Source organism: Citrobacter sp. wls716 (assembly GCF_005280975.1).
Lineage (GTDB): Bacteria > Pseudomonadota > Gammaproteobacteria > Enterobacterales > Enterobacteriaceae > Citrobacter > Citrobacter youngae.
The window spans coordinates 70,051-94,874 of sequence record NZ_SZWX01000053.1 but is presented as its reverse complement, the minus strand read 5'-3'; the positions used below and the strand labels follow the sequence as shown (position 1 = coordinate 94,874).

At 52.9% G+C, this 24,824-nt stretch carries 29 protein-coding genes and 1 pseudogene; 17 read left to right on the top strand and 13 right to left on the bottom strand.

Translation table 11 applies throughout. The annotated features are described in order from the left end of the window. The first annotated feature begins 2 nt into the window (after window positions 1–2). On the top strand, window positions 3–1,505 hold the full coding sequence (locus FDX24_RS20440; protein WP_137364827.1) for a helicase HerA-like C-terminal domain-containing protein: 1,503 nt from the start codon (window positions 3–5) through the stop codon (window positions 1,503–1,505). Between the two features lie 11 nt (window positions 1,506–1,516). On the opposite strand, the pseudogene FDX24_RS23895 reads toward FDX24_RS20440, so the two are convergent. The 4 genes and pseudogenes from FDX24_RS23895 to FDX24_RS23555 form a co-directional block, all read right to left on the bottom strand. Continuing rightward, window positions 1,517–1,595: pseudogene (locus tag FDX24_RS23895) on the bottom strand (hypothetical protein); the annotation flags it as partial. A 15-nt stretch (window positions 1,596–1,610) separates the two neighbouring features. Further along, window positions 1,611–2,693 carry an LPS export ABC transporter permease LptG gene (gene lptG / locus FDX24_RS20435; RefSeq protein WP_048212824.1) on the bottom strand — a complete coding sequence of 361 codons (1,083 nt, stop codon included), beginning with the start codon at window positions 2,691–2,693 and terminating at the stop codon, window positions 1,611–1,613. Next, on the bottom strand, window positions 2,693–3,793 hold the full coding sequence (gene lptF / locus FDX24_RS20430) for an LPS export ABC transporter permease LptF (protein WP_048212825.1): 1,101 nt from the start codon (window positions 3,791–3,793) through the stop codon (window positions 2,693–2,695). The genes lptG and lptF overlap by 1 nt, the downstream gene beginning before the upstream one ends. Window positions 3,794–3,855: 62 nt before the next feature. Then, complete coding sequence (locus tag FDX24_RS23555; RefSeq protein WP_212723231.1) at window positions 3,856–3,906, bottom strand: hypothetical protein; 51 nt, start codon at window positions 3,904–3,906, stop codon at window positions 3,856–3,858. Window positions 3,907–4,059: 153 nt separating this feature from the next. Between FDX24_RS23555 and pepA the strand changes: the two genes are divergently transcribed. The 4 genes from pepA to FDX24_RS20410 all read left to right on the top strand — a co-directional run bounded on the left by pepA (window position 4,060) and on the right by FDX24_RS20410 (window position 9,781). Then, complete coding sequence (pepA, locus tag FDX24_RS20425; RefSeq protein ID WP_005134172.1) at window positions 4,060–5,571, top strand: leucyl aminopeptidase; 1,512 nt, start codon at window positions 4,060–4,062, stop codon at window positions 5,569–5,571. Between the two features lie 192 nt (window positions 5,572–5,763). Further along, window positions 5,764–6,207 carry a DNA polymerase III subunit chi gene (holC, locus tag FDX24_RS20420; RefSeq protein ID WP_048212826.1) on the top strand — a complete coding sequence of 148 codons (444 nt, stop codon included), beginning with the start codon at window positions 5,764–5,766 and terminating at the stop codon, window positions 6,205–6,207. Beyond that, window positions 6,207–9,062 (top strand): valine--tRNA ligase, encoded by a 2,856-nt coding sequence (locus tag FDX24_RS20415; RefSeq protein WP_137364826.1) that lies wholly within the window; start codon window positions 6,207–6,209, stop codon window positions 9,060–9,062. The genes holC and FDX24_RS20415 overlap by 1 nt, the downstream gene beginning before the upstream one ends. A gap of 215 nt (window positions 9,063–9,277) precedes the next feature. After that, entirely contained in the window at window positions 9,278–9,781 is a 504-nt protein-coding gene (locus FDX24_RS20410; RefSeq protein WP_061067135.1) for a GNAT family N-acetyltransferase, read from the top strand. A 25-nt stretch (window positions 9,782–9,806) separates the two neighbouring features. Here FDX24_RS20410 and FDX24_RS20405 read toward each other — a convergent pair whose 3' ends face one another. From FDX24_RS20405 to rraB, 3 genes are all read right to left on the bottom strand, one after another. After that, on the bottom strand, window positions 9,807–10,637 hold the full coding sequence (locus tag FDX24_RS20405; RefSeq protein ID WP_137364825.1) for a topoisomerase II: 831 nt from the start codon (window positions 10,635–10,637) through the stop codon (window positions 9,807–9,809). Between the two features lie 166 nt (window positions 10,638–10,803). Beyond that, complete coding sequence (gene miaE, locus FDX24_RS20400; protein ID WP_115643977.1) at window positions 10,804–11,562, bottom strand: tRNA isopentenyl-2-thiomethyl-A-37 hydroxylase MiaE; 759 nt, start codon at window positions 11,560–11,562, stop codon at window positions 10,804–10,806. Between the two features lie 51 nt (window positions 11,563–11,613). Continuing rightward, a complete protein-coding gene (gene rraB / locus FDX24_RS20395; protein ID WP_003025845.1) occupies window positions 11,614–12,039 on the bottom strand; it encodes a ribonuclease E inhibitor RraB in 426 nt (141 codons plus the stop codon). A gap of 98 nt (window positions 12,040–12,137) precedes the next feature. Here rraB and FDX24_RS23890 point away from each other — a divergent pair, with 98 nt between their 5' ends. Both FDX24_RS23890 and argF (FDX24_RS20390) read left to right on the top strand, forming a co-directional pair. After that, window positions 12,138–12,233 carry a hypothetical protein gene (locus FDX24_RS23890; protein ID WP_371414776.1) on the top strand — a complete coding sequence of 32 codons (96 nt, stop codon included), beginning with the start codon at window positions 12,138–12,140 and terminating at the stop codon, window positions 12,231–12,233. After that, entirely contained in the window at window positions 12,203–13,207 is a 1,005-nt protein-coding gene (gene argF, locus FDX24_RS20390) for an ornithine carbamoyltransferase (RefSeq protein ID WP_048212831.1), read from the top strand. Before FDX24_RS23890 ends, argF (FDX24_RS20390) begins: the two co-directional genes overlap by 31 nt. A gap of 105 nt (window positions 13,208–13,312) precedes the next feature. On the opposite strand, the gene FDX24_RS20385 is transcribed toward argF (FDX24_RS20390), so the two are convergent. Next, the gene (locus FDX24_RS20385; protein ID WP_032937721.1) at window positions 13,313–13,765 is read right to left on the bottom strand and encodes a YhcH/YjgK/YiaL family protein; all 453 of its coding nucleotides are present in this window, start codon (window positions 13,763–13,765) and stop codon (window positions 13,313–13,315) included. Window positions 13,766–14,438: 673 nt separating this feature from the next. Between FDX24_RS20385 and arcA the strand changes: the two genes are divergently transcribed. From arcA to FDX24_RS20360, 5 genes are all read left to right on the top strand, one after another. Next, complete coding sequence (arcA, locus tag FDX24_RS20380) at window positions 14,439–15,659, top strand: arginine deiminase (protein ID WP_048212832.1); 1,221 nt, start codon at window positions 14,439–14,441, stop codon at window positions 15,657–15,659. 9 nt (window positions 15,660–15,668) lie between these two features. Beyond that, on the top strand, window positions 15,669–16,601 hold the full coding sequence (arcC, locus tag FDX24_RS20375) for a carbamate kinase (protein ID WP_061067132.1): 933 nt from the start codon (window positions 15,669–15,671) through the stop codon (window positions 16,599–16,601). 56 nt (window positions 16,602–16,657) lie between these two features. Beyond that, a complete protein-coding gene (gene argF / locus FDX24_RS20370) occupies window positions 16,658–17,662 on the top strand; it encodes an ornithine carbamoyltransferase (protein WP_048212834.1) in 1,005 nt (334 codons plus the stop codon). 55 nt (window positions 17,663–17,717) lie between these two features. Beyond that, window positions 17,718–19,121: a YfcC family protein gene (locus FDX24_RS20365; RefSeq protein WP_048212835.1), complete on the top strand. Its 1,404-nt coding sequence runs from the start codon at window positions 17,718–17,720 to the stop codon at window positions 19,119–19,121. A 144-nt stretch (window positions 19,122–19,265) separates the two neighbouring features. Continuing rightward, window positions 19,266–19,745, top strand: a complete 480-nt coding sequence (locus FDX24_RS20360) for an arginine repressor (protein ID WP_043018242.1) — start codon at window positions 19,266–19,268, stop codon at window positions 19,743–19,745. On the opposite strand, the gene FDX24_RS20355 is transcribed toward FDX24_RS20360, so the two are convergent. Next, window positions 19,742–19,864, bottom strand: coding sequence for a hypothetical protein (locus FDX24_RS20355; protein WP_086523826.1), 123 nt, complete (start codon window positions 19,862–19,864; stop codon window positions 19,742–19,744). The genes FDX24_RS20360 and FDX24_RS20355 overlap by 4 nt on opposite strands. Here FDX24_RS20355 and pyrL point away from each other — a divergent pair. The 5 genes from pyrL (at window position 19,844) to ridA (ending at window position 21,855) form a co-directional block, all read left to right on the top strand. Further along, window positions 19,844–19,945 carry a pyr operon leader peptide gene (gene pyrL, locus FDX24_RS20350; protein WP_016155570.1) on the top strand — a complete coding sequence of 34 codons (102 nt, stop codon included), beginning with the start codon at window positions 19,844–19,846 and terminating at the stop codon, window positions 19,943–19,945. The genes FDX24_RS20355 and pyrL overlap by 21 nt on opposite strands. Next, window positions 19,926–19,979, top strand: a complete 54-nt coding sequence (locus FDX24_RS23885; protein ID WP_106875647.1) for a pyrBI operon leader peptide — start codon at window positions 19,926–19,928, stop codon at window positions 19,977–19,979. Before pyrL ends, FDX24_RS23885 begins: the two co-directional genes overlap by 20 nt. A 2-nt stretch (window positions 19,980–19,981) precedes the next feature. Further along, window positions 19,982–20,917, top strand: coding sequence for an aspartate carbamoyltransferase (pyrB, locus tag FDX24_RS20340; protein WP_061067131.1), 936 nt, complete (start codon window positions 19,982–19,984; stop codon window positions 20,915–20,917). Window positions 20,918–20,930: 13 nt separating this feature from the next. Beyond that, window positions 20,931–21,392 carry an aspartate carbamoyltransferase regulatory subunit gene (pyrI, locus tag FDX24_RS20335; RefSeq protein ID WP_003025816.1) on the top strand — a complete coding sequence of 154 codons (462 nt, stop codon included), beginning with the start codon at window positions 20,931–20,933 and terminating at the stop codon, window positions 21,390–21,392. Between the two features lie 76 nt (window positions 21,393–21,468). Beyond that, window positions 21,469–21,855, top strand: coding sequence for a 2-iminobutanoate/2-iminopropanoate deaminase (ridA, locus tag FDX24_RS20330; protein ID WP_000047544.1), 387 nt, complete (start codon window positions 21,469–21,471; stop codon window positions 21,853–21,855). Between the two features lie 34 nt (window positions 21,856–21,889). Here the strand turns inward: ridA and FDX24_RS20325 are convergent, their stop codons facing one another. From FDX24_RS20325 to FDX24_RS20310, 4 genes are all read right to left on the bottom strand, one after another. Further along, complete coding sequence (locus FDX24_RS20325; RefSeq protein ID WP_137364824.1) at window positions 21,890–22,258, bottom strand: hypothetical protein; 369 nt, start codon at window positions 22,256–22,258, stop codon at window positions 21,890–21,892. After that, window positions 22,255–22,674 carry a hypothetical protein gene (locus FDX24_RS20320; protein WP_071887313.1) on the bottom strand — a complete coding sequence of 140 codons (420 nt, stop codon included), beginning with the start codon at window positions 22,672–22,674 and terminating at the stop codon, window positions 22,255–22,257. The genes FDX24_RS20325 and FDX24_RS20320 overlap by 4 nt, the downstream gene beginning before the upstream one ends. Next, window positions 22,667–23,341: a hypothetical protein gene (locus FDX24_RS20315; RefSeq protein WP_231591581.1), complete on the bottom strand. Its 675-nt coding sequence runs from the start codon at window positions 23,339–23,341 to the stop codon at window positions 22,667–22,669. The genes FDX24_RS20320 and FDX24_RS20315 overlap by 8 nt, the downstream gene beginning before the upstream one ends. Before the next feature lie 193 nt (window positions 23,342–23,534). Then, entirely contained in the window at window positions 23,535–24,821 is a 1,287-nt protein-coding gene (locus FDX24_RS20310) for a TRAP transporter large permease (protein WP_003839607.1), read from the bottom strand. Between the last annotated feature and the right edge of the window lie 3 nt (window positions 24,822–24,824).

The window sequence follows — 24,824 nt, the reverse complement described above, 5'->3', positions numbered from 1 at the left end:
CAATGAGCGCACCCCTGCTAATTGCCCGCACGCCGGACACTGAACTGTTGTTACTGCCAGGCATGGCCAACCGTCACGGGCTGATTACCGGCGCGACCGGGACCGGCAAAACCGTCACGTTACAAAAGCTTGCCGAATCGCTGTCCGGGATTGGCGTACCGGTATTTATGGCCGATGTGAAAGGTGACTTAACCGGCGTGGCCGAGGAAGGACAAGCCTCTGAAAAGCTGCTCGCCCGCCTGAAAAACATCGGCATTACCGACTGGCAACCGCATGCCAATCCGGTCACGGTATGGGATATCTTTGGCGAAAAGGGTCACCCGGTGCGGGCCACGGTATCTGATCTCGGGCCGCTGCTGCTGGCTCGTCTGCTGAATCTCAACGACGTGCAGTCCGGCGTGCTGGATATTATCTTCCGTATTGCCGATGACCAGGGTCTGTTGCTGCTGGATTTCAAAGATCTGCGGGCCATTACGCAGTACATCGGCGATAACGCTAAATCGTTCCAGAACCAGTACGGCAACATCAGTAGCGCCTCGGTGGGCGCTATCCAGCGCGGACTGTTGTCACTGGAACAACAGGGCGCGGCGCACTTCTTTGGCGAACCGATGCTGGATATCAAAGACTGGATGCGAACCGACGCCAGCGGCAAAGGGATGATCAACATCCTCAGCGCCGAGAAGCTCTACCAGATGCCCAAATTGTACGCCGCCAGCCTGCTGTGGATGCTCTCCGAACTGTACGAACAGCTGCCGGAAGCAGGCGATCTGGAGAAACCCAAACTGGTGTTCTTCTTTGATGAAGCGCATCTGCTGTTCAACGACGCCCCGCAGGTGCTGCTGGATAAAATCGAACAGGTGATCCGCCTGATCCGCTCGAAAGGGGTCGGCGTGTGGTTCGTCTCGCAAAACCCGTCGGATATTCCGGACAACGTGCTTGGTCAGTTGGGTAACCGCGTGCAGCACGCCCTGCGCGCGTTCACGCCGAAAGATCAGAAAGCGGTGAAAAGCGCGGCGCAAACCATGCGCGCCAACCCGGCGTTTGATACCGAGAAAGCTATTCAGGAGCTGGGCACCGGCGAGGCGCTGGTGTCGTTCCTGGACGCCAAAGGCAGCCCGTCGGTGGTGGAGCGGGCAATGGTGATTGCGCCCTGCTCCCGTATGGGGCCGGTAACCGACGATGAGCGAAACGGGCTGATCAATCACTCCTCGCTGTACGGCAAATATGAGGAAGAGGTCGACCGCGAATCCGCCTATGAGCGTTTACAGCAAGGCGTGCAAGCCAGCACCGGGCAGCAAAATACGCCTCCCGCCAACGGTAAAGCGGTCGAGGTTGACGACGGTATTCTCGGTGGGTTGAAGGATATTTTGTTTGGCAGCACAGGACCGCGCGGCGGCAAGCGCGATGGCGTGGTACAGAGCGTGGCGAAAAGCGCGGCGCGACAGGTCACTAATCAGATAATCCGCGGCATGTTGGGGAGTTTGATGGGCGGGAGAAAACGCTAGTGTCCGTGTTACTGTGCCGGATGGCGGCATAAACGCCTTATCAGGCCTACCAGGGCCTGTAGGCCTGATAAGCGCAGCGCCATCAGGCACTGCGCTTTACTGTGATTACGACCTACGCAGCATCAGCCACAGACTAATCAGCAGGAAGCTGGCACTTGGCAGCAGCGCGCCGATAATCGGCGGAATGCCGTACACCAGCGTCAGCGGGCCAAAGATTTGGTCCAGCACATAGAACACAAAACCGAAGCTAATCCCCGTCACCACACGCACACCCATCGGCACGCTACGCAGCGGGCCGAAGATAAATGACAGCGCCATCAGCATCATGACCGCCACTGACAGCGGCTGGAACACTTTGCTCCACATATTGAGCTGGTAGCGTCCGGCGTCCTGGCCGCTCGACTTCAGGTACTTCACGTAATTATGCAGACCACTAATCGACAGCGCGTCAGGATCCAACGCCACGACGCCGAGCTTGTCGGGCGTAAGGTTGGTTTTCCAGGTGCCGCTCACCGTCTGCGAACCGGTAATTTGTTTCGGGTCGGTCAGGTTGGACTCATCCACCTGCGACAAACGCCAGACCTTCTGCTCCGGGTCAAACGTCGCGCTGGCGGCATAGCGAACGGACTGCAAACGACGCTTGTCGTTAAAGGCGTAAATGCTGATTCCGCCTAATTCGGCGTCCCCTTTCACTCGCTCGATGTAAACAAAGCTGTCGCCATCTTTCGCCCACAGTCCTTGCTGGGTAGAGAGCAGCGAGCCGCCGTACATCTGCTGCGCACGGTAGTTACGCGCCATCTGTTCACCCTGCGGTGCCACCCATTCCCCGATGGCCATCGTCAGCAGCACCAGCGGAATCGCGGTTTTCATCACCGACAACGCTACCTGCATACGGGTAAAGCCGGAAGCCTGCATCACCACCAGTTCACTGCGCTGGGCCAACATGCCCAGCCCCAACAACGCACCCAGCAGCGCCGCCATCGGGAAAAAGATCTGGATATCTTTCGGTGCGCTGAGCAGGGTATACAGCCCGGCGCCCATCGCATCGTAGCTCCCCTGCCCGGCTTTTTTCAGCTGGTCGACAAACTTGATGATCCCGGAGAGCGACACCAGCATGAACAACGTCATCATGATGGTGGTAAAAATGGTTTTACCGATATAGCGGTCAAGTACACCAAAGGGCTGCATTATACCGCTCCTTTACGCATAAAACGGGCACGCAAGCGGCGCATCGGCACCGTATCCCAGAGGTTAAGCACAATCGCCAGCGCCAGATAGGCCAGATTTACCACCCACATCCAGAACACCGGATCCAGTTTACCTTTGCCACCGTTCGACTTCAGCGACGTCTGCACCAGGAAGAACAGCAAATAGAGCAGCATGGCTGGCAGCATGGACAGCACGCGACCCTGACGCGGGTTAACCACGCTCAGCGGGACAACCATCAGCGCCATCATAAATACGGTGAATACCAATGTGATACGCCAGTGCAGCTCCGCACGGGCCCGAGCGTTGTCGGTATTCCACAGTGTGCGCATATCCATCTGGTCGGTATCGTTGGGATCCAGCGCCACAGCCTGATGGCCGATAATCGCCTGGTAGTCCTGGAAATCGGTAATGCGGAAATCGCGCAGCAGCGCGGTCCCTTCAAAACGCGTACCTTTGTTCAGCACCACGACCTGAGAGCCGTCACGCAACTGAGTCAGATGTCCGGAATCAGCCACAACCACCGAAGGACGGGCGTTACCTTTCGGGCGGATTTGCGCGAGGAACACATCTTTGAAGCTGCTACCATCAACACTTTCGATAAACAACACCGAACTGCCGTTCGTTGCCTGCTGGAATTGCCCTTGAGCAAGCGCCGCCATGCCGGGGTTCGCTTTTGCTTCCGCCAGCACTTCATCCTGATGCCGGGAGGACCACGGTCCGGCCCACATTACGTTGACTGCCGCAACGATACTGGTAAACAACGCCAGCACCATCGCCGCTTTTACCAGCACAGCCTTGCTCAGCCCGCAGGCGTGCATGACCGTAATTTCACTTTCGGTATACAGTTTGCCCAGCGTCATTAGCAGCCCAAGGAACAGGCTTAAGGGCAAGATAAGTTGCGCCATTTCTGGCACGCCCAGCCCCAGCAGCGAGAGCACCAGATTCGCCGGGATATCACCGTCAACAGCCGCACCCAGGATCCTGACTAACTTTTGACAAAAGAAGATCAAAAGCAGGATGAATAGGATCGCAAGTTGGCTTTTGAGCGTTTCCCGAACCAGATATCTTATGATTATCACTTTAAATACGCCCGTAAAAACCCGTCTTTTGCCGGAATTTAGCTTGTTTCATGGCTTAAACGTCATTTATTCTCTTGAGTCGTCGAAATCGTCGCTAAGATCATTATACTCAACGGATCCACCTCTCAGAAATTGTTCTGACGTGCCAATGCCGTAATAACGTTAAGATTAACACGAAGTCACCGCAACAGCGGGTATGAGTTACGAAAGCTTGCAATTCTATCCGTAGCCACCGCTGTTGTCTTTAAGATTCAGGAGCGTAGTGCATGGAGTTCAGTGTAAAAAGCGGTAGCCCGGAGAAACAGCGGAGTGCGTGCATCGTCGTGGGTGTCTTTGAACCACGCCGCCTCTCTCCGATTGCAGAGCAGCTCGACAAGATCAGCGACGGGTACATCAGCGCACTGCTGCGTCGTGGCGAACTGGAAGGCAAACCGGGTCAAACCCTGTTGCTGCACCATGTTCCTAACGTTCTGTCTGAGCGAATCCTCCTCATTGGTTGTGGCAAAGAGCGTGAACTTGATGAGCGCCAGTACAAGCAGGTCATTCAGAAAACCATCAATACGCTGAATGATACTGGCTCAATGGAAGCCGTCTGCTTCCTGACTGAGCTGCACGTCAAAGGGCGCAATAACTACTGGAAAGTGCGTCAGGCCGTTGAGACGGCCCAGGAAACGCTGTACAGCTTTGACCAGTTGAAGACCAACAAAAGCGAGCCGCGCCGCCCGTTGCGTAAAATGGTCTTCAACGTACCGACCCGCCGTGAGCTGACCAGCGGCGAGCGTGCTATTCAGCATGGTCTGGCGATCGCCGCCGGTATTAAAGCAGCGAAAGATCTCGGCAATATGCCGCCAAATATTTGTAACGCCGCCTATCTGGCTTCTCAGGCGCGTCAACTGGCAGACAGCTACAGCAAAAATGTTGTGACCCGCGTGATCGGCGAGCAGCAGATGAAAGAGCTGGGTATGCACTCTTATCTCGCCGTCGGCCACGGCTCGCAGAACGAGTCACTGATGTCGGTCATCGAGTACAAAGGCAATCCGTCCGAAGACGCGCGTCCGATTGTGCTGGTCGGTAAAGGGTTAACCTTCGACTCCGGCGGTATCTCCATCAAACCAGCCGAAGGCATGGATGAGATGAAGTACGACATGTGCGGCGCGGCGGCAGTGTACGGCGTAATGCGCATGGTGGCCGAGCTTCAACTACCCATCAACGTCGTCGGCGTACTGGCGGGCTGCGAAAACATGCCGGGTGGCCGCGCGTATCGCCCAGGCGATGTGCTGACCACTATGTCCGGGCAGACCGTTGAAGTGCTCAATACCGACGCCGAAGGCCGTCTGGTGCTGTGCGACGTGTTAACCTACGTCGAACGCTTTGAGCCGGAGGCGGTGATTGACGTTGCGACCCTGACCGGCGCGTGCGTGATTGCGCTGGGCCATCACATCACCGGCCTGATGTCGAACCACAACCCGCTGGCGCATGAGCTGATCGGCGCGTCCGAGCAGGCTGGCGATCGCGCATGGCGTCTGCCGCTGGGTGATGAGTTCCAGGAACAGCTGGAGTCCAACTTTGCGGATATGGCGAACATTGGCGGACGTCCTGGTGGAGCCATTACCGCAGGCTGCTTCCTGTCGCGCTTTACCCGTAAGTATAACTGGGCGCACCTGGACATCGCCGGCACCGCATGGCGTTCCGGGAAAGCCAAAGGCGCAACCGGTCGTCCGGTGGCGCTGCTGTCGCAGTTCCTGCTCAATCGTGCCGGTTTTAACGGCGAAGAGTAGTTTGCATGATTGCCGGATGGCGCTGCGCTTTTCCGGCCTACAAGATCGAGCAATAAGAATTCTATACCCTATGGATTTCGAGTTGCATCGCGGCGGCAACTGAACAAATCCCCAGGAGCATAGTTTACTATGTGACTGGGGTGCGTGAAGGCAGCCAACAATGAGGCAACTTGAAAGACGACGGGTATAGATATGAGGAATGCGACCTTTTATATTCTGGACAATGACAACACCATCGACGGCCTCAGCGCCGTTGAACAACTGGTGTGTGAAATTGCCGCAGAACGTTGGCGGGCTGGCAAGCGTGTGCTGATCGCCTGTGAAAACGAAAAGCAGGCTCTTCGACTGGATGAAGCCCTGTGGGCGAGACCGGCAGAAAGTTTTGTTCCACATAATCTGGCGGGTGAAGGCCCCAGAGGCGGCGCCCCGGTAGAGATTGCCTGGCCGGAAAAACGCAACAGCAGCCCGCGCGACCTGCTCATCAGTTTACGCGTTGGCTTTGCAGATTTTGCCACCGCTTTCACAGAAGTGATAGACTTCGTTCCTTACGAAGATTCTTTGAAACAATCGGCACGCGATCGCTACAAAGCTTACCGCGTGGCTGGTTTTAACCTGAATACGGCAACCTGGAAATAATGGAAAAGACATACAACCCACAAGATATCGAACAGCCGCTTTACGAGCACTGGGAAAAGCAGGGCTATTTCAAACCTAACGGCGATGAAAGCAAAGAGTCCTTCTGCATCATGATCCCGCCGCCGAACGTCACCGGCAGTTTGCATATGGGTCATGCTTTCCAGCAAACCATCATGGATACCATGATTCGCTACCAGCGCATGCAGGGCAAAAACACCCTGTGGCAGGCCGGTACCGACCACGCAGGTATCGCAACCCAGATGGTGGTTGAACGTAAGATTGCCGCTGAAGAAGGTAAAACCCGTCACGACTACGGTCGCGAAGCGTTTATCGACAAAATTTGGCAGTGGAAAGCGGAATCCGGCGGCACCATTACCCGTCAGATGCGCCGTCTCGGCAACTCCGTTGACTGGGAGCGCGAGCGCTTCACCATGGACGAAGGCCTTTCCAATGCCGTGAAAGAAGTCTTCGTTCGCCTGTACAAAGAAGACCTGATTTACCGAGGCAAGCGCCTGGTAAACTGGGACCCGAAACTGCGCACAGCCATCTCTGACCTGGAAGTGGAAAACCGCGAGTCTAAAGGCTCGATGTGGCACATCCGCTATCCGCTGGCCGACGGCGCGAAAACCGCAGACGGTAAAGATTACCTGGTCGTGGCGACCACCCGTCCGGAAACCATTCTGGGTGATACCGGCGTGGCCGTGAACCCGGAAGACCCGCGTTATAAAGACCTGATCGGCAAATTCGTCATGCTGCCGCTGGTTGACCGCCGTATTCCTATCGTGGGCGACGAACACGCCGATATGGAAAAAGGCACCGGCTGCGTGAAGATCACCCCTGCGCACGACTTTAACGACTATGAAGTCGGCCGTCGTCACGCCCTGCCAATGATTAACATTCTGACCTTTGATGGCGACATCCGCGAAACCGCGGAAGTGTATGATACCAAAGGTGAAGAGTCTGACGTTTACTCCAACGCTATCCCGGCTGAATTCCAGAAGCTGGAACGCTTTGCCGCGCGTAAAGCGATCGTCGCTGCCATCGATGCGATGGGCCTGCTGGAAGAGATCAAACCTCACGATCTGACCGTTCCTTACGGCGACCGTGGCGGCGTGGTTATCGAACCGATGCTGACCGACCAGTGGTACGTCCGTGCCGACGTGCTGGCAAAACCGGCGGTTGAAGCGGTTGAGAACGGCGACATCCAGTTCGTACCGAAGCAGTACGAAAACATGTACTTCTCCTGGATGCGTGACATTCAGGACTGGTGTATTTCCCGTCAGTTGTGGTGGGGTCACCGTATCCCGGCATGGTATGACAACGACGGCAACGTCTACGTTGGCCGTACCGAAGATGAAGTGCGTCAGGAAAACAACCTCGGTGCCGACGTTGCGCTTCGTCAGGACGAAGACGTTCTGGATACCTGGTTCTCCTCCGCGCTGTGGACCTTCTCTACTCTCGGCTGGCCGGAAAACACCGATGCGCTGCGTCAGTTCCACCCAACCAGCGTGATGGTTTCCGGCTTCGACATCATCTTCTTCTGGATTGCCCGCATGATCATGATGACCATGCACTTCATCAAAGATGAAAACGGCAAGCCGCAGGTTCCGTTCCATACCGTCTACATGACCGGTCTGATCCGTGACGACGAAGGCCAGAAGATGTCCAAATCCAAGGGCAACGTGATTGACCCGCTGGATATGGTCGACGGTATCTCGCTGCCGGAGCTGCTGGAAAAACGTACCGGCAACATGATGCAACCGCAGCTGGCCGAGAAGATCGCCAAGCGCACCGAGAAGCAGTTCCCGAACGGCATCGAGCCGCACGGTACCGACGCCCTGCGTTTCACCCTGGCGGCGCTGGCCTCTACCGGCCGCGACATCAACTGGGATATGAAGCGTCTGGAAGGTTACCGTAACTTCTGTAACAAGCTGTGGAACGCCAGCCGCTTCGTGCTGATGAACACCGAAGATCAGGATTGCGGCTTCAACGGCGGCGAAATGACCCTGTCTCTGGCCGACCGCTGGATCCTGGCTGAATTCAACCAGACCATCAAAGCGTACCGCGAAGCGCTGGATAACTTCCGCTTCGATATCGCCGCGGGCATTCTGTACGAGTTCACCTGGAACCAGTTCTGCGACTGGTATCTGGAGCTGACCAAGCCGGTAATGACCGGAGGAACTGATGCTGAACTGCGCGGCACCCGTAATACGCTGGTGACCGTGCTGGAAGGCCTGCTGCGCCTGGCGCATCCGATCATCCCCTTCATCACCGAGACCATCTGGCAGCGCGTGAAAGTGATTTGTGGCAACACCGCAGATACCATCATGCTGCAGCCGTTCCCGGAATATAACGCGGCTCAGGTTGATGAAGCGGCACTGGCTGATACCGAATGGCTGAAGCAGGCGATCGTTGCCGTACGTAACATCCGCGCGGAAATGAACATTGCCCCAGGCAAACCGCTGGAGCTGATGCTGCGTGGTTGCAGCGCGGATGCGATGCGTCGCGTTAACGACAACAAGAGCTTCCTGCTGAACCTGGCGCGTCTGGAAAGCATCACCGTGCTGCCTGCCGATGACAAAGGTCCGGTTTCGGTGACCAAAATCATCGACGGCGCCGAGCTGCTGATCCCAATGGCAGGTCTCATCAACAAAGAAGATGAACTGGCGCGTCTGGCGAAAGAAGTCGCGAAAATCGAAGGTGAGATTGCCCGTATCGAAGGCAAACTCTCCAACGAAGGCTTCGTTGCCCGCGCACCGGAAGCGGTGATCGCCAAAGAGCGTGAGAAGCTGGACGGTTACGCAGAAGCCAAAGCGAAGCTGATTGAACAGCAGGCGGTCATCGCCGCGCTGTAAAAATCGTGCCCATACGTTTGCCGGATGGCGCTTGCGCTTATCCGGCCTACGGGCACCGTCAACGTAGGTCGGATAAGCAACCGACAGCTCGTGAACCCGATAAAGCCTCTGGCGTTCTCGCTCAGAGGCTTTTTCTTGAATTATCCTCGCTTGCGCTTCCCCTCATCGCAGTGGTATTAACTGCATATGTCCCACTTTTTTGTCATGAGTTCGCTATGAGTGCCATAACCTCCGTCGCGGCGACGCTGCGTCGAATTTCTGCCGATGATAACGCCGCGATTGCCAACGTTATCCGCCAGGTCTCCGCCGAACACGGCCTGACCGCCGATAAAGGCTACACGGTTGCCGACCCCAATCTGGATGAGCTGTTCCAGGTGTACAGCCAGCCGGGCGCGGCTTATTGGGTGGTTGAGCTAAACGGTGAAGTCGTGGGCGGCGGCGGCGTGGCACCATTAGGGTGTAGCGAACCGGACATTTGCGAACTGCAAAAGATGTACTTCCTCTCAAGCGCGCGCGGTCAGGGGCTGGCGAAAAAGCTGGCGCTGATGGCACTTGAACATGCCCGCGAGCAGGGTTTTAAGCAGTGCTATCTGGAAACCACCGCGTTTCTGACTGAAGCTATTCGTCTGTATGAACATTTAGGGTTTGAGCACATCAGTGAGGCGCTCGGCTGCACCGGCCACGTCGATTGCGAAGTAAGGATGTTAAAGCCCCTCTGACGTCAGGCAAAGGAGCATTTCTGCTTTACTGCATTTCGGCTGAAAGCATCAGTCGAATCACGCCAGCCGCGCGCGCGGTTGGCAGCTTCAGCACCTGTGACCATAAATCTTGCACCATTTCACAGACGACTTTCTCTTTGCCCACGCCTTTACTCGGATCGGCCATGATTTGGATATCCGGTCCAAAGCGCTGTACCAGCCCCGGACTGATGGATTGCAGATCCTGAAGTGCCAACTGTTTTTCTTCCGCCGTAACCGTATGTTTGTTCGGGCCATAGGCCGCGTGCATCATACTCATGTCGCTGGCCATACGACGGTTCATGAGCTCGCGCGGAATAATACGCACCGGGTTAATCCCGCCTTTCACTGCCGGGAATAAAAAGCGAAAACATTCGTCATTGCCCACTTTTGCCACCGCGGCAATCTGCTCGAGATTAATCTTCATATACTCGATCACGTTGGCATCAGGCGCCTGCTGCAAACGCGCCATCTGTAGCTGTAGGATCTGCGGCTGAATAGCGTCGATAATCTGTTGCTCACTTTTCCCCGCCTCCTTCAGCTGCGTTGCCTGGGTGAGGATGTTCTGCCACAGCGCTGGCTCCTGCTCCTTAAGCACCTGATAAACAGGCATGGACAGCATCGCGTTTTCAAATTTCTGCGCATCCGTCAGACCATAATCCGGGCTTTCGCGTGGGATCAGGTAGTGCACATCAAACAGATTCCACGCGATAATCGCCACCACAAAGACCACCACGCCGGAGAGCTTGCCCAGCCAGCCTTTTTTGCGAAACATGCCAACGACGATAGCAATCACCGCCCCGATATAACCCGCCAACAATACGTGTGCCCAGTTCATTAACCATCCTTATGATAAATCGTCTCTGTTCTGGGGATATATTTCCCCTTCGCGCGTTTTGATTATTACGGCAGCAGCAAGCGATTGCCAGCCACCAGATTTTGCTAACAAGCAACAGGAAGGGTTAAACCGCGCGGAAATGTCTGCCGCGCGTCAGAGAAGGAGGCTAAGCAGGAACGCCGCTGTGAAAGCGGAATTCATCATCTGGAGACAGGATCAGCGATGCTTCCACTTCACCAAAGAATCGCACCCGGCTACTGATATCGTCAGCAGAAACCTGCTGCGCCAGCGCCAGGTAATCCTGATAATGGCGTGCTTCTGATCGTAGTAGCGACAGATAAAACGCCTGCAAATCGTCATCCAGATACGGTGCGAGCGCGGCGAACCGTTCACAGGAACGCGCCTCAATGTAAGCCCCGCAAATCAGTTTATCGATTAACGTCAGCGGCTCGTGGGTGCGCACCTCTTTGAGCATGCCTTTGGCGTAACGGCTGGCGGTAATCTTAATATAGGGAATGTTGCGACTCATCATCGCCTCACGCACCTGCCAGAAATGATGCAGTTCTTCCTTGATCAGCAAAACCATGCTGTCGATAAGCTTGCGTCCCCACGGGTCGTCGGTTTGCGGCATCACGCTTTTGCTTATCTGTTTATTCAGCGCGATAAAATCCGGCTCATCCCCTTCTCTGAAAGCAAACGCTTCATAGGGTTTCAGCCAATCCAGCAGCGCCTGAGATCCCTGTTTATCTGCGACATACTTACGCACCAGCAGCATCGCCGTTTGCGCTGCTTTCAGCTCACAGACGAGGTGGTCGGTCAATAACAGAGGCAGATTAGCCGGGTCTCGCGCTTTATCAAGCCAGGCCTGGGGCGTTTTACAGTGCAGGAAATTGTGGATCGGGGAGAGTATTTGCAGGTAATCCATACATTGTCCTTGGCCTGCGGCAGCCTGGGCTACCGCAGGTCAGTAGATGACTTAGTGACGCACGCCGTCATCATCTTCGTCGACGAGATCTTCATCGTCGCCGTCTTCACCTTCTTCGCCGTTAGGGTCTTCGAAATAGGTACCCCACCCGTCGTATTCCACATCATATTTTTCAGCCAGGTTCATCAGCTGCTCAACCTGAGCATCGATCAACTCGGCATTCAGAGCACATTCGCTCAGGATGTCACAGCAAATAACCGTGTCGCCTTCTTCCACTTCCAGCTCTTCCGGCTCGGTCACTTCATAACCCAGCTTGAAGGCTTCTACTGCCGCTTTTTCCAGGGTTTCGAAGTCATCCGCGGAAAGGTGATGCTCAATGGTGTACAGCGCGTCTGGATCGCTGCCATCTTCGAGTAACTCTTCAATAATCAAGCGCGTTTCTTCACGCTGTTCTTCCAGTAGTTCCGGGTTTGCCATGGCTCGTTCCTCATAATGTCCTGCCGATACTCTTATTGTCACATACCGCTGTCATTGCCTCCACCTTTCCAGGAAAGATTTGTTAAACAAGGTTGCAAATGAATAAACATCCATATAAATTGAATTTTAATTCAATAAATGGCTTAAGCCATGTGAGGGAACCATGTCTGCGTTTTATCAGAAGCACTTTTTGAAACTGCTTGATTTCACCTCTGCTGAACTCACGTCACTGCTCCAGCTCGCCGCGCAGCTTAAGGCGGATAAGAACAACGGTACTGAGGTCGCTAAACTCACCGGTAAAAACATCGCGCTCATCTTCGAAAAAGATTCAACCCGCACCCGTTGCTCTTTCGAAGTTGCCGCATACGATCAGGGCGCGCGCGTGACGTATCTCGGGCCAAGCGGCAGCCAGATTGGCCATAAAGAGTCGATCAAAGACACCGCCCGCGTGCTCGGCCGCATGTACGACGGTATTCAGTATCGGGGCCACGGCCAGGAGATTGTCGAGACGCTGGCGGAATATGCCGGAGTTCCGGTGTGGAACGGATTAACCAACGAGTTTCATCCTACCCAGCTGCTGGCGGATCTGTTAACTATGCAGGAACACCTGCCGGGTAAAGCGTTTAATGAGATGACGCTGGTCTACACCGGTGATGCCCGCAACAATATGGGCAATTCCATGCTGGAAGCCGCTGCGTTAACCGGGCTGGATCTGCGCCTGGTTGCGCCGCAGGCATGCTGGCCTGAAGAGAGCCTGGTGGCGGAGTGCAAAGCGCTGGCGCTGAAAAACGGCGGCAATATTACGCTGACCGAAGATGTCGCCGCGGGCGTGAAAGGTGCGGACTTTATCTATACCGACGTCTGGGTATCAATGGGCGAAGCAAAAGAGAAGTGGGCCGAGCGTATTGCGCTGCTGCGTAAGTACCAGGTTAATAGCACGATGATGGCGTTGACCGGCAATCCACAGGTGAAATTCCTGCACTGCCTGCCGGCGTTTCATGACGATCAAACCACGCTTGGCAAACAAATGGCACAGGAATATGGTCTGCACGGCGGTATGGAAGTGACCGATGAGGTCTTTGAATCACCCGCCAGCATCGTATTTGATCAGGCGGAAAACCGGATGCACACCATCAAAGCGGTGATGGTGGCGACGCTGGCGAAGTGAGGGCATGGATGAAAAGAATGCCGGATAAGATGCTAAGCATCTTATCCGGCCTACAACCGTGCTCCCGTAAGCCGGGTAAGGCGCAGCCGCCCCCGGCAAATACGCTTATGCCACTTGCATTTTCACCACAGCTTTGCGTACCAGCGCTGGAGCACCGACCGCGCACAGCGGTTTATGCACTTCACCCGGATAGAACACCACGAAATCACCTTCGTTCAGCACCACCGTTTTCTCCTGTCCCCCTTCCGGCAGGAAGGCGATATCTTTATCCGCCAGCCAGTCAGTTTCCGGCGCGCCCGCAGGCTGCGTGCTGAAGGTCATTCCTTCCTGGCCTTTGAGCAGAATCTGAATATCCAGATAGCGGGCGTGATACTCGGCGCGGCGCTGTGCAAACGGCTCCGTCATATCTTCGGCAATCAGATAAAACAGGCGATCGCCGTCAATGTCGTGCTTACCTTTTTCCGTCGCATCCGTCACATGCGCTTTAATGTGTTCAATTGCCTGACGCAGCTCTTCCGGCAGCCAGGCATCCAGGTTGTGAATATTGCCGACAATCATCTCAAACCCCTCAATTAAAACAACGTTTCATTTTTGTTGTTATACGAAAAAACCGCCTGCCATACCACTGCTATTTGCTGATATTTTGCGTCAACGCATGTTTATCGCTGATGATGTTAAATAATTGCTAACTCTCAGCAACAGGTTATGCATAAACTCTGCATAAATTTCGGCCACCCTTTTTCAATCCAATCAGTAACCCACTGTTCTTAAAAACTTTGTTAGAAAAACCAGCCATCGATCACAGTTCACATCTCCTTCACTATCCTTCTTCATCATCATATTTATTTTGAAATAAGCATTACAGTGCAAATAATAAAATCATAAATTCGCATAATAATTCATTACACATAAAAAAGCACAAACAAATCAATACATTACTTATATTGCAGCACTTTTAAACATGTACATAAAATTAACACCGATAAATAACAAGACATATTCCCGCGTAGTAATTCAATTATTCGAATTTTTATTTTGTTAATTCTCAGAGCCATCTCATAAATTAAACAACAAAAGCCAACCATCGACCTGACTGTGAAATAAATCACATTTCCTCATCAAATAAGATCTAAATATAGATTCTGAAATCAGCTGAAAAATCATGGCTGCAATAAATATTATTTGCAGGCACCTCCTCTTTATTTTTTAAAATCGTATTAAAGGAATAATGATGGAAAAGCATTATGTCGGGTCTGAAATCGGTCAATTACGTAGCGTAATGCTACATCGCCCTAACCTCAGCTTAAAAAGGCTGACGCCATCAAATTGTCAGGAACTGCTTTTTGATGATGTTCTTTCGGTAGAACGTGCAGGAGAAGAACATGACATTTTCGCCAACACGTTACGTCAGCAAGGGATTGAGGTTCTGTTACTCACTGATTTATTGACACAAACCTTAGATGTCCCGGATGCCAAAGGCTGGCTGCTGGAGACACAAATCTCTGATTATCGCCTTGGCCCCGCTTTCGCTACCGATATTCGCGCATGGCTTGCAGATATGCAGCACCGGGAACTCGCCCGGCATTTAAGCGGCGGGCTAACCTACGGGGAAATTCCTGCCTCCATCAAAAATATGGTGGTCGATACTCACGATATTAATGACTTTATTATGAAGCCATTACCCAACCACCTATTTACTCGCGATACCTCCTGTTGGATATATAACGGTGTATCCATTAACCCGATGGCAAAAACCGCACGCCAGCGGGAAACCAATAACCTGCGAGCAATTTACCGTTGGCATCCACAATTTGCCGATGGTGAATTTATTAAATATTTCGGCGATGAAAATATTAATTACGACCACGCCACATTAGAAGGTGGCGATGTGCTGGTGATTGGTCGCGGCGCGGTACTCATCGGTATGTCGGAACGCACCACGCCGCAGGGCATTGAGTTCCTTGCCCAGTCGCTGTTTAAGCATCGCCAGGCTGAACGCGTCATCGCGGTTGAACTGCCGAAACATCGCTCCTGTATGCACCTCGATACCGTCATGACCCACATCGATATCGATACCTTCTCCGTCTACCCGGAAGTGGTACGCCCGGATGTCCAGTGCTGGACCCTGACGCCAGACGGGCGCGGCGGCCTGAAACGCACCCAGGAAAGCACGCTGGTACACGCCCTCGAAAAAGCGCTGGGCCTCGACCAAATCACGCTGATCACCACCGGTGGCGACGCCTTCGAAGCTGAACGCGAACAGTGGAACGACGCCAACAACGTTCTGACGCTGCGCCCCGGCGTGGTGGTGGGTTACGAGCGCAACATCTGGACCAACGAAAAATACGACAAAGCCGGTATCACCGTTTTACCCATTCCTGGCGACGAACTGGGACGCGGACGCGGCGGCGCGCGCTGCATGAGCTGCCCACTGGAACGCGACGGTATTTAAGGAGACGTTATGGAAAACAAACCTACTCTGGTTGTGGCGTTGGGCGGCAATGCGCTGCTCAAACGCGGTGAACCGCTGGAAGCTGACATCCAACGCAAGAATATTGAGCTGGCGGCAAAAACTATCGCTCAGCTTACGCAGCAATGGCGCGTGATTCTGGTGCATGGCAATGGCCCACAGGTTGGACTTTTGGCGTTACAGAACAGCGCTTATGACCGCGTCACCCCTTATCCGCTCGACATTCTCGGTGCGGAAAGTCAGGGAATGATTGGCTATATGCTGCAACAAGCCCTGAAAAACCAGCTGCCGCAACGTGAAATTAGCGTCCTGCTGACTCAGGTTGAAGTCGATGCCCACGATCCAGCCTTCAGTAATCCGACCAAATATATCGGACCGATTTACGACAACGATCAGGCTAAAACGCTACACGCGGAAAAGGGCTGGATTTTCAAAGCCGATGGTAAAGCGTTCCGTCGCGTTGTGCCCTCTCCACAACCCAAACGTATCGTTGAAAGTGATGCTATTCGCACATTGATCGCCCGCGATCATCTGGTGATTTGCAACGGCGGTGGCGGCGTACCGGTGGTGGAAAAAGCCGATGGCTTCCACGGCATTGAAGCAGTGATCGACAAGGATCTCTCCGCCGCCCTGCTCGCCCGCCAACTCCATGCCAATGCGTTGTTGATCCTCACCGATGCTGACGCCGTGTACCTCGACTGGGGCAAACCTACCCAGCGCCCGCTGGCCCAGGTCACCCCGGAACTGCTCGGTGAAATGCAATTCGACGCCGGTTCAATGGGCCCCAAAGTCACCGCCTGCGCGGAATTCGTCTCTCACTGTCGGGGAATTGCTGGCATCGGTTCACTGGCCGACGGTCCGGCCATTCTCGCCGGCGACAAAGGCACGCTCATTCGTCTCGAAACCACCGACGCTCACGCTTAGGGCTTTTTTTGCCGGATGGCGGCTGCGCCTTATCCGGCCTACATAAGGACATTTTCATGACTGTTAACCTGAAAAATCGCAATTTTCTCAAACTGCTGGACTACACCCCTGCAGAAATCCAGTACCTGATCGATCTGGCTATCGAGTTAAAAACGGCAAAAAAAGCCGGGCGCGAAAGGCAAACGCTGGTCGGTAAAAATATCGCGCTGATCTTCGAAAAAACCTCCACTCGCACCCGCTGCGCCTTTGAAGTCGGCGCTTTCGATCAGGGCGCACAGGTCACCTACCTCGGCCCAAGCGGCTCGCAGATCGGCCATAAAGAGTCGATGAAAGATACCGCCCGCGTGTTGGGTCGCATGTATGACGGCATCGAATACCGCGGCTACGGCCAGGAGATCGTGGAAGAACTGGGACAATTCGCCGGTGTGCCGGTCTGGAACGGGCTAACGAATGAATTCCACCCTACGCAGATCCTCGCGGATCTGATGACCATGCTGGAACACGCGCCGGGTAAAACCTTGCCGGAGCTGAGCTTCGCTTACCTCGGTGACGCCCGCAACAACATGGGTAATTCGCTGATGGTCGGCGCGGCGAAAATGGGGATGGATATTCGTCTGGTCGCGCCAAAGTCCTTCTGGCCGGACGAGGCGCTGGTTGCCGAATGCCGCGAAATCGCCAGCGTAACGGGCGCACGCATTACGCTCACGGACGATGTTGCGGAAGGGGTATACGACGTAGATTTCCTCTATACCGATGTCTGGGTTTCGATGGGCGAACCTAAAGAAGCGTGGGCAGAACGCGTCAGCCTGATGACGCCCTACCAGATTAATCAGCAGGTCATCAATGCGACCGGCAATCCCAATGTGAAATTCATGCACTGCCTGCCCGCCTTTCATAATGAGCACACCAAAGTGGGCCGTGAAATCGAAGCGGCTTACGGTCTGAAAGGACTTGAAGTCACGGAAGAGGTATTCGAGTCAGCGCATTCCATCGTCTTCGACGAAGCGGAAAACCGGATGCATACCATCAAAGCGGTCATGGTAGCGACACTCGGCGACTAACCCCTGCGGGCATGTGTCGCCTGGCGGCATATGCCCAAGCTATCCGGAGAACATCATGGGCAAATTCAAATTTCCCAGCGCGTATACCATCCTGTTTATTCTTATTGCACTCGTCGCCGTTATGACCTGGATTGTCCCGGCAGGGAAATACCAGATGGCGATGAATGCTACCCTCGGCAAAGAAGTGCCGGTTGCCGGTACTTATGCCCCGACCGAGGCGCATCCACAAGGCATAACCGCTGTCCTGCTGGCACCGATTGACGGGCTTTATAACCACGAAACCTACACCGCAGGCGCAATTGATGTCGCGCTGTTTGTCCTGATCATCGGTGGGTTTCTCGGCGTGGTAAACAAAACGGGCGCCATCGACGCAGGCATCGAACGCGTGACGGTCAGGCTGAACGGCAAAGAAGAGTGGATGATCCCCATTCTGATGGGGCTTTTCGCCGCCGGAGGCACGATTTACGGCATGGCGGAAGAATCACTCCCTTTCTACACCTTATTAGTTCCGGTCATGATGGCCGCGCGCTTTGATCCACTGGTTGCGGCGGCGACCGTGCTACTCGGCGCAGGCATCGGCACGCTCGGTTCGACAATCAACCCTTTCGCGACGGTTATCGCGGCTAACGCCGCCGGGATCCCCTTCACCCAGGGAATGCTGATGCGCATTCTGCTGCTGGTCGTCGGCTATGTTATCTGCGTAGTGTGGGTCATGCGTTATGCGCGCAAAGTCCGCAATCACCCGGAGTTGTCGATTGTGGCGGATAAAATGGAGGAAAACCGCGCGCATTTCCTCGGCAATCGCGGCAACGCTAACCTTGAATTCACAGCTACGCGTAAGTGGATCCTGCTGATATTCGCCGCCGCCTTTGCGGTAATGATTTATGGCGTCGCGGTACTCGGATGGTGGATGGCAGAAATATCCGCAGTCTTTCTGGCTTCTGCGATTATCGTCGGCGTGATTGCCCGCATGAGCGAAGAAGCCTTCACCAGTACCTTCATTGACGGTGCGCGGGATCTGCTCGGCGTGGCGCTGATTATCGGCATTGCGCGCGGTATCGTCGTGGTGATGGATAACGGTATGATTACCCACACCATTCTGCACAGCGCCGAAAATTTAGTCTCCGGTCTTTCCACCACCATTTTCATCAATGTGACCTACTGGCTGGAAGTATTGCTCTCCTTCCTGGTCCCTTCCTCGTCTGGTCTGGCGGTGCTCACGATGCCCATTATGGCCCCGCTGGCCGACTTCGCCCATGTGCAAAGGGATCTGGTCGTTACTGCGTACCAATCCGCTTCTGGCATTGTGAATCTGATCACCCCCACTTCAGCCGTCGTGATGGGCGGGTTGGCTATCGCTCGCGTTCCTTATGTGCGCTACCTGAAATGGGTCGCCCCGCTGCTGCTGATTCTGACGGTGCTGAACATGGTCGTCCTGAGTATCGGCGCAATGCTGTAGCCGTTTTGGCCGTCGGCTCCCGACGGCTTTTTTGAGCGTGCTCTCGTTTTTCTGCACAACCGCCCGTTTGAGCCGTTATTGATATAGCAAATGTGGTGAATTTCGCCATCGCATTGATACAAATAATAAATTTAGGGTGTTTTTATGAAGGAATTCGATGATTACTCGACCAAAGAACAGAAACAGCTGGCGATTTGTCAGCGCCTGATTACTGAAAAAAGCTACCTGTCCCAGGAAGCGCTGCGTCGGGATCTACAGCAGCATGGCTTTACCGGGATTAGCCAGTCAACGGTATCTCGTCTGTTGAAACTGCTCGGTGCTATAAAGATAAGAAATACAAAAGGGCAAAAAATTTATTCTGTAAATCCGCAATCGCGACCCGCTCCTGATGCTGCCCGATCGATTGCTGAAATGGTGGTCAGCGTGGAACACAATAGCGAGTTTATCCTCATTCATACTGCAGCAGGTTATGGCCGTGCCGTTGCCAGAATCCTCGATTACCACGCGTTACCAGAGATTCTGGGTGTCATCGCTGGCAGCAGTATTGTCTGGGTTGCGCCGCGAGTCGTGCAGCGAACGGGGCTGGTGCACAAGCAGATTAACTATCTATTTAAAATGAATTAAAATTCATAAGAACCGTTTGCGATGAATAAATCGTGCATTTTTCGCTTGATCCCATAACGGAGCTGAGTATAATCGCGGACAATTTGCCGGGAGGATGTATGGTTCAGTGTGTACGACATTTTGTCTTACCGCGTCTGAAAAAGGACGCTGGCCTGCCGTTTTTCTTTCCGTTGATCATCCATTCCGAGCCCCTCAATTGAGGGGCTTTTTTTTTGCCCAGGCGTCAGGAGATAAACATGGCTAACCCGCTCTATCAAAAACACATCATTTCCATAAACGACCTCAGCCGCGACGACCTCAATCTGGTCCTCGCGACGGCGGCGAAATTAAAAGCCAACCCGCAGCCGGAGCTGTTAAAGCATAAGGTCATCGCCAGCTGCTTCTTTGAGGCGTCAACCCGCACCCGTTTATCCTTTGAAACCTCGATGCACCGCCTGGGCGCCAGCGTGGTAGGTTTCTCTGACAGCAGCAACACGTCGCTTGGCAAAAAAGGCGAAACGCTGGCCGACACCATTTCCGTCATCAGCACTTATGTCGACGCCATCGTGATGCGTCACCCGCAGGAAGGTGCTGCGCGTCTGGCAACGGAGTTCTCCGGTAACGTTCCGGTACTGAACGCCGGCGACGGCTCCAACCAACACCCGACCCAAACGCTGCTGGATCTGTTTACCATTCAGGAAACGCAGGGTCGGCTGGACAATCTGCACATCGCCATGGTGGGCGACCTGAAATATGGCCGCACCGTCCACTCCCTGACCCAGGCGCTGGCGAAGTTTGAAGGTAACCGCTTCTACTTTATCGCCCCGGACGCGCTGGCCATGCCGCAATACATTCTGGATATGCTGAATGAAAAAGGTATTGCCTGGAGCCTGCATGGCACTATCGAAGAGGTGATGGCGGAGGTCGATATCCTCTACATGACCCGCGTACAAAAAGAGCGTCTGGACCCGTCCGAATACGCCAACGTGAAAGCACAGTTTGTTCTGCGCGCCAGCGATCTGGCGGGAGCCAAAGAGAACATGAAGGTGCTGCATCCGCTGCCGCGCATCGATGAGATCACCACCGATGTCGATAAGACGCCGCACGCCTGGTATTTCCAGCAGGCTGGCAACGGCATCTTCGCCCGCCAGGCGTTACTGGCACTGGTACTGAATAGCGAACTGGCACTGTAAGGGAGAAAAAGAGATGACACACGATAACAAACTGCAGGTTGAAGCCATCAAACGTGGCACCGTGATTGACCATATCCCCGCACAGGTTGGTTTTAAGCTGCTGACGCTGTTCAAACTGACCGAAACCGACCAGCGCATCACTATCGGACTGAACCTGCCGTCTGGCGAGATGGGCCGTAAAGACCTGATTAAAATCGAAAATACCTTCCTGACCGACGAGCAGGTCAACCAGCTCTCCCTGTACGCTCCGCAGGCAACGGTAAACCGCATTGACGATTATGATGTGGTGGGTAAATCACGCCCCAGCCTGCCGGAGCGCATCGACAACGTACTGGTGTGCCCGAACAGCAACTGTATCAGCCATGCTGAGCCGGTTTCCTCCAGTTTTGCAGTGAAAAAGCGCGCCGATGACATCGCACTCAAATGCAAATACTGTGAAAAAGAGTTTTCGCATTATGTGGTGCTGGCCAACTAATTAGGGTTGGTTATGAGATCCCGGCTCCCTATAATGAGCGGGAACATTCTATTACCGCTGTAATTCAGGAGAAATCATGAGCAAGACTATCGCGACGGAAAATGCACCAGCAGCAATCGGCCCATACGTTCAGGGTGTTGACCTGGGTAGCATGGTAATCACTTCCGGTCAGATCCCGGTCGATCCGAAAACCGGTGCCGTAGCGGAAGACGTGTCCGCTCAGGCACGTCAGTCGCTGGAAAACGTAAAAGCTATCGTTGAAGCAGCAGGCCTGAAAGTGGGCGATATCGTAAAAACGACCGTTTTCGTTAAAGACCTGAACGATTTTGCCACCGTCAACGCGACCTACGAAGCGTTCTTCACCGAGCACAACGCGACCTTCCCGGCACGCTCTTGCGTGGAAGTGGCCCGTCTGCCGAAAGACGTGAAAATCGAGATTGAAGCGATCGCCGTTCGTCGCTAAGTCTTATTAGAGAGCCCTGCTCTGGCAGGGTTCCTTAAGTATTGCAGCCTATAACTGAAAAAATCAATTCTCTTCCATTATTCTTTAAGGTGATGGTTTCATTTTCGATTATCCCCACACCCCAATTATATAATTCCATTTCCCCTTTTTGCTGTGATTCTATATTCTCTGAGAAACAGGTTTGTCCTAAAACCCAGTTCAACCTTGAACTATAAATATTAATTTTAAGATCATCATCACTATCATTCTTCATCTTTTCCAATGTATAAACTACCTTATTGTGAATTTTAAAACCAACAATGTTGTTATATCTTTCAACTGAACTAATAGAAAAAATACAGATAAACATTATAATTAGTAAAAAAAATATTTTTATAGTAGCTCGTCTTATAAAAGTCTTCATTGGCCATGTCTCCATAAAAAAGAATAACCAGATGAACCAATGAGCGCTTTATTTTTTCCCTGACACTTAATTACCCCCCATTTCTCTGCGACCAAGGATATATCATTTTCATGTGCAATTTTACGGTAAACGTACCGATAAGGCTGAAATGGATCGTGTAGAGGAGTGTTCATTTCCCTTACAATAATATTCCCAGACGATTTCTCCAAATAAACATATAAACCATGCCAGGATAAATTCTTTGCATAGTGGGTATTTGAATCATCGTTACGGCACCATTGTACAACCAGAAGATAGTGACTTTCACGTACTGGTAACCAGCAAACCGAAATAATATACAGCATATAACAAAAAGCACAAACTAAAGCGAAAGTAAGTATTTTTTCTATGTAAAATAAAGTGCCATGCTCAGTCATGCCATTTTACCTCTGACTCAATGGCACCAAAAATATTGTACTCTCTGGCCAGACACTCCTGATGAAACCTCCCCATAAAAGTATCATTCACAGGAACGATACTACCTAAACGAACTCCAGAATTTACGACACTAACATTCCAGTTATACCTGTCAAAAAACTTAAACTGAAATGTCAAATTATAACTACATAGTCTACTACCATTGCTCATTGTATTTTTATACTTATCTTCGGTAATTTGCACTCGACCTTTGCCCCAGTATTGATAACCTCCTATAGCATAAAACAAGTCTGGATCGCTAGAAATAAAATCATCAGTATTAACATGCGCAGAAGTAAACTCATGCTGACCTGGCGGTAATGTTTTACAAAAACTCTTTGCTGCATCCAATAATTGCACATAATTATCCCTTAACTGGGCTGATTTTCCCATCATATCAGTTAAGTTAATATGTATGTCTTCACCCGTATTTTGCAAATAATGCAGTAAATTTTCTCGTGCAAAAGGATAGCGATACTTTAAATATAAGCTCCCATCAATCAATTGCTCCAGGTAATATTTATAATAATAAAATTGATCTGAAAAATGCCCCGCACTGCACCATTCACCACTTCCAACATCAATACTATATTCAGGTTCCTCTCTCCCCAATATATAAGCGTTCATAATGCCTCCTGAGAATAATTAACATGACAAGATGTTAACATTTATAATCTAGCGTATTCTGTTGGAAGACACTGGCAATGCCATAATTCAGAAAATATTTAGCTGCATTGTGTGAAACACAAAAAAAAAGGGGCATGGAAGCCCGGAATGAATTTAGGTAGGCCCGGTAAGCGCGAGCGCCACCGGGCATTTATCACATCACGCCAAACAGTTTCGGCAAGAACAGCGAAATCGCCGGAATGTACGTCACCAGCATCAGCACCAGGAACAGCACGAGGTAGAACGGCAGCATCGCCTTTACCACCTGCTCTATTTTCTGCTTACTCACCGCACTGGCCACAAACAGCACTGACCCTACCGGCGGCGTAATCAGACCGATCCCTAAGTTCACCAGCATGATCATGCCAAAATGGACCGGATCAATGCCGAGCGCGTTGGTCACCGGCAGCAGAACCGGCGTCAAAATCAGGATCAGCGGCGCCATATCCATCAGCGTACCGATCAGCAACAGCATGATGTTAATGCACATCAGAATGACGTATTTGTTGTCCGAAATACTGGTGAAGGCTTCAGTGATACGCATCGGCAACTGCATATAAGTCATGACGGCGCCGAACGCAGCGGCAAAGCCTATCAGGATCATGACGATCGTGACCGTTTTCACCGTGCGGAACATCAGCTTTGGCAGCTCAGACCATTTATAGTCACGATAGATAAACATGGTGACAAAGAAGGCCCACAGACAGGCAATTGCCGCTGATTCCGTCGCGGTAAAGATACCTGACAGGATACCGCCCATGATGATCACAACCGTCATCAGGCCCCACAGCGTATCGACGAAAATCTTCAGCGCCTGGCGAAACGGCACGCGTTCCCCTTTTGGGTAACCGCGTTTGTGCGCAAACGCCACACACATTACCATCAGACTGAAACTTAACAGCAGGCCCGGCAGGATCCCGGCGATGAATAGCGCGGCAATCGACACCGTGCCGCCGGTTGCCAGCGAGTAAATAACCGAGTTATGGCTGGGCGGTGTGAGGATCGCCTGCACCGAGCCGCTGGCAGTAACCGCCGCGGCAAAATCGCGCGGGTAGCCTTTTTTATCCATCTCCGGGATCATCACCGAACCAATGGATGCGGTATCAGCTACAGACGATCCAGAAATTGCGCCAAAAAAGGTTGATGCCACAATGTTTACCAGCGACAGTCCGCCGCGAATAAAGCCAACAAAAATATAGGCAAAGTTCACCAGTCGCCGCGCAATTCCCCCTTCGGCCATGATCGCTCCGGCCAAAATAAAGAACGGGATCGCCAGCAGGGAGAACTTATTCACCCCGCTGGTCAGTTGGATCATCACCGCTTCCAGCGGAATATCTATGTACCAGGCGCCAATGATGGCGCTAATGCCAACCGCATACGCTACCGGTACCCCAATTGCCAGCATAATGCCGAGCGTAAAGACGAGAATAAATGCATCCATCTG

What these genes read in the sequence shown, in the direction of transcription:
- FDX24_RS20440 (WP_137364827.1), top strand. Translation starts at nt 3, where the DNA reads ATGAGCGCACCCCTGCTAATTGCCCGCACGCCGGACACTGAACTGTTG.
- lptG (WP_048212824.1), bottom strand. Translation starts at nt 2,693, where the DNA reads ATGCAGCCCTTTGGTGTACTTGACCGCTATATCGGTAAAACCATTTTT.
- pepA (WP_005134172.1), top strand. Translation starts at nt 4,060, where the DNA reads ATGGAGTTCAGTGTAAAAAGCGGTAGCCCGGAGAAACAGCGGAGTGCG.
- holC (WP_048212826.1), top strand. Translation starts at nt 5,764, where the DNA reads ATGAGGAATGCGACCTTTTATATTCTGGACAATGACAACACCATCGAC.
- FDX24_RS20415 (WP_137364826.1), top strand. Translation starts at nt 6,207, where the DNA reads ATGGAAAAGACATACAACCCACAAGATATCGAACAGCCGCTTTACGAG.
- FDX24_RS20410 (WP_061067135.1), top strand. Translation starts at nt 9,278, where the DNA reads ATGAGTGCCATAACCTCCGTCGCGGCGACGCTGCGTCGAATTTCTGCC.
- FDX24_RS20405 (WP_137364825.1), bottom strand. Translation starts at nt 10,637, where the DNA reads ATGAACTGGGCACACGTATTGTTGGCGGGTTATATCGGGGCGGTGATT.
- miaE (WP_115643977.1), bottom strand. Translation starts at nt 11,562, where the DNA reads ATGGATTACCTGCAAATACTCTCCCCGATCCACAATTTCCTGCACTGT.
- rraB (WP_003025845.1), bottom strand. Translation starts at nt 12,039, where the DNA reads ATGGCAAACCCGGAACTACTGGAAGAACAGCGTGAAGAAACGCGCTTG.
- FDX24_RS23890 (WP_371414776.1), top strand. Translation starts at nt 12,138, where the DNA reads ATGAATAAACATCCATATAAATTGAATTTTAATTCAATAAATGGCTTA.
- argF (WP_048212831.1), top strand. Translation starts at nt 12,203, where the DNA reads ATGTCTGCGTTTTATCAGAAGCACTTTTTGAAACTGCTTGATTTCACC.
- FDX24_RS20385 (WP_032937721.1), bottom strand. Translation starts at nt 13,765, where the DNA reads ATGATTGTCGGCAATATTCACAACCTGGATGCCTGGCTGCCGGAAGAG.
- arcA (WP_048212832.1), top strand. Translation starts at nt 14,439, where the DNA reads ATGGAAAAGCATTATGTCGGGTCTGAAATCGGTCAATTACGTAGCGTA.
- arcC (WP_061067132.1), top strand. Translation starts at nt 15,669, where the DNA reads ATGGAAAACAAACCTACTCTGGTTGTGGCGTTGGGCGGCAATGCGCTG.
- argF (WP_048212834.1), top strand. Translation starts at nt 16,658, where the DNA reads ATGACTGTTAACCTGAAAAATCGCAATTTTCTCAAACTGCTGGACTAC.
- FDX24_RS20365 (WP_048212835.1), top strand. Translation starts at nt 17,718, where the DNA reads ATGGGCAAATTCAAATTTCCCAGCGCGTATACCATCCTGTTTATTCTT.
- FDX24_RS20360 (WP_043018242.1), top strand. Translation starts at nt 19,266, where the DNA reads ATGAAGGAATTCGATGATTACTCGACCAAAGAACAGAAACAGCTGGCG.
- pyrL (WP_016155570.1), top strand. Translation starts at nt 19,844, where the DNA reads ATGGTTCAGTGTGTACGACATTTTGTCTTACCGCGTCTGAAAAAGGAC.
- FDX24_RS20355 (WP_086523826.1), bottom strand. Translation starts at nt 19,864, where the DNA reads ATGTCGTACACACTGAACCATACATCCTCCCGGCAAATTGTCCGCGAT.
- pyrB (WP_061067131.1), top strand. Translation starts at nt 19,982, where the DNA reads ATGGCTAACCCGCTCTATCAAAAACACATCATTTCCATAAACGACCTC.
- pyrI (WP_003025816.1), top strand. Translation starts at nt 20,931, where the DNA reads ATGACACACGATAACAAACTGCAGGTTGAAGCCATCAAACGTGGCACC.
- ridA (WP_000047544.1), top strand. Translation starts at nt 21,469, where the DNA reads ATGAGCAAGACTATCGCGACGGAAAATGCACCAGCAGCAATCGGCCCA.
- FDX24_RS20325 (WP_137364824.1), bottom strand. Translation starts at nt 22,258, where the DNA reads ATGAAGACTTTTATAAGACGAGCTACTATAAAAATATTTTTTTTACTA.
- FDX24_RS20320 (WP_071887313.1), bottom strand. Translation starts at nt 22,674, where the DNA reads ATGACTGAGCATGGCACTTTATTTTACATAGAAAAAATACTTACTTTC.
- FDX24_RS20315 (WP_231591581.1), bottom strand. Translation starts at nt 23,341, where the DNA reads ATGAACGCTTATATATTGGGGAGAGAGGAACCTGAATATAGTATTGAT.
- FDX24_RS20310 (WP_003839607.1), bottom strand. Translation starts at nt 24,821, where the DNA reads ATGGATGCATTTATTCTCGTCTTTACGCTCGGCATTATGCTGGCAATT.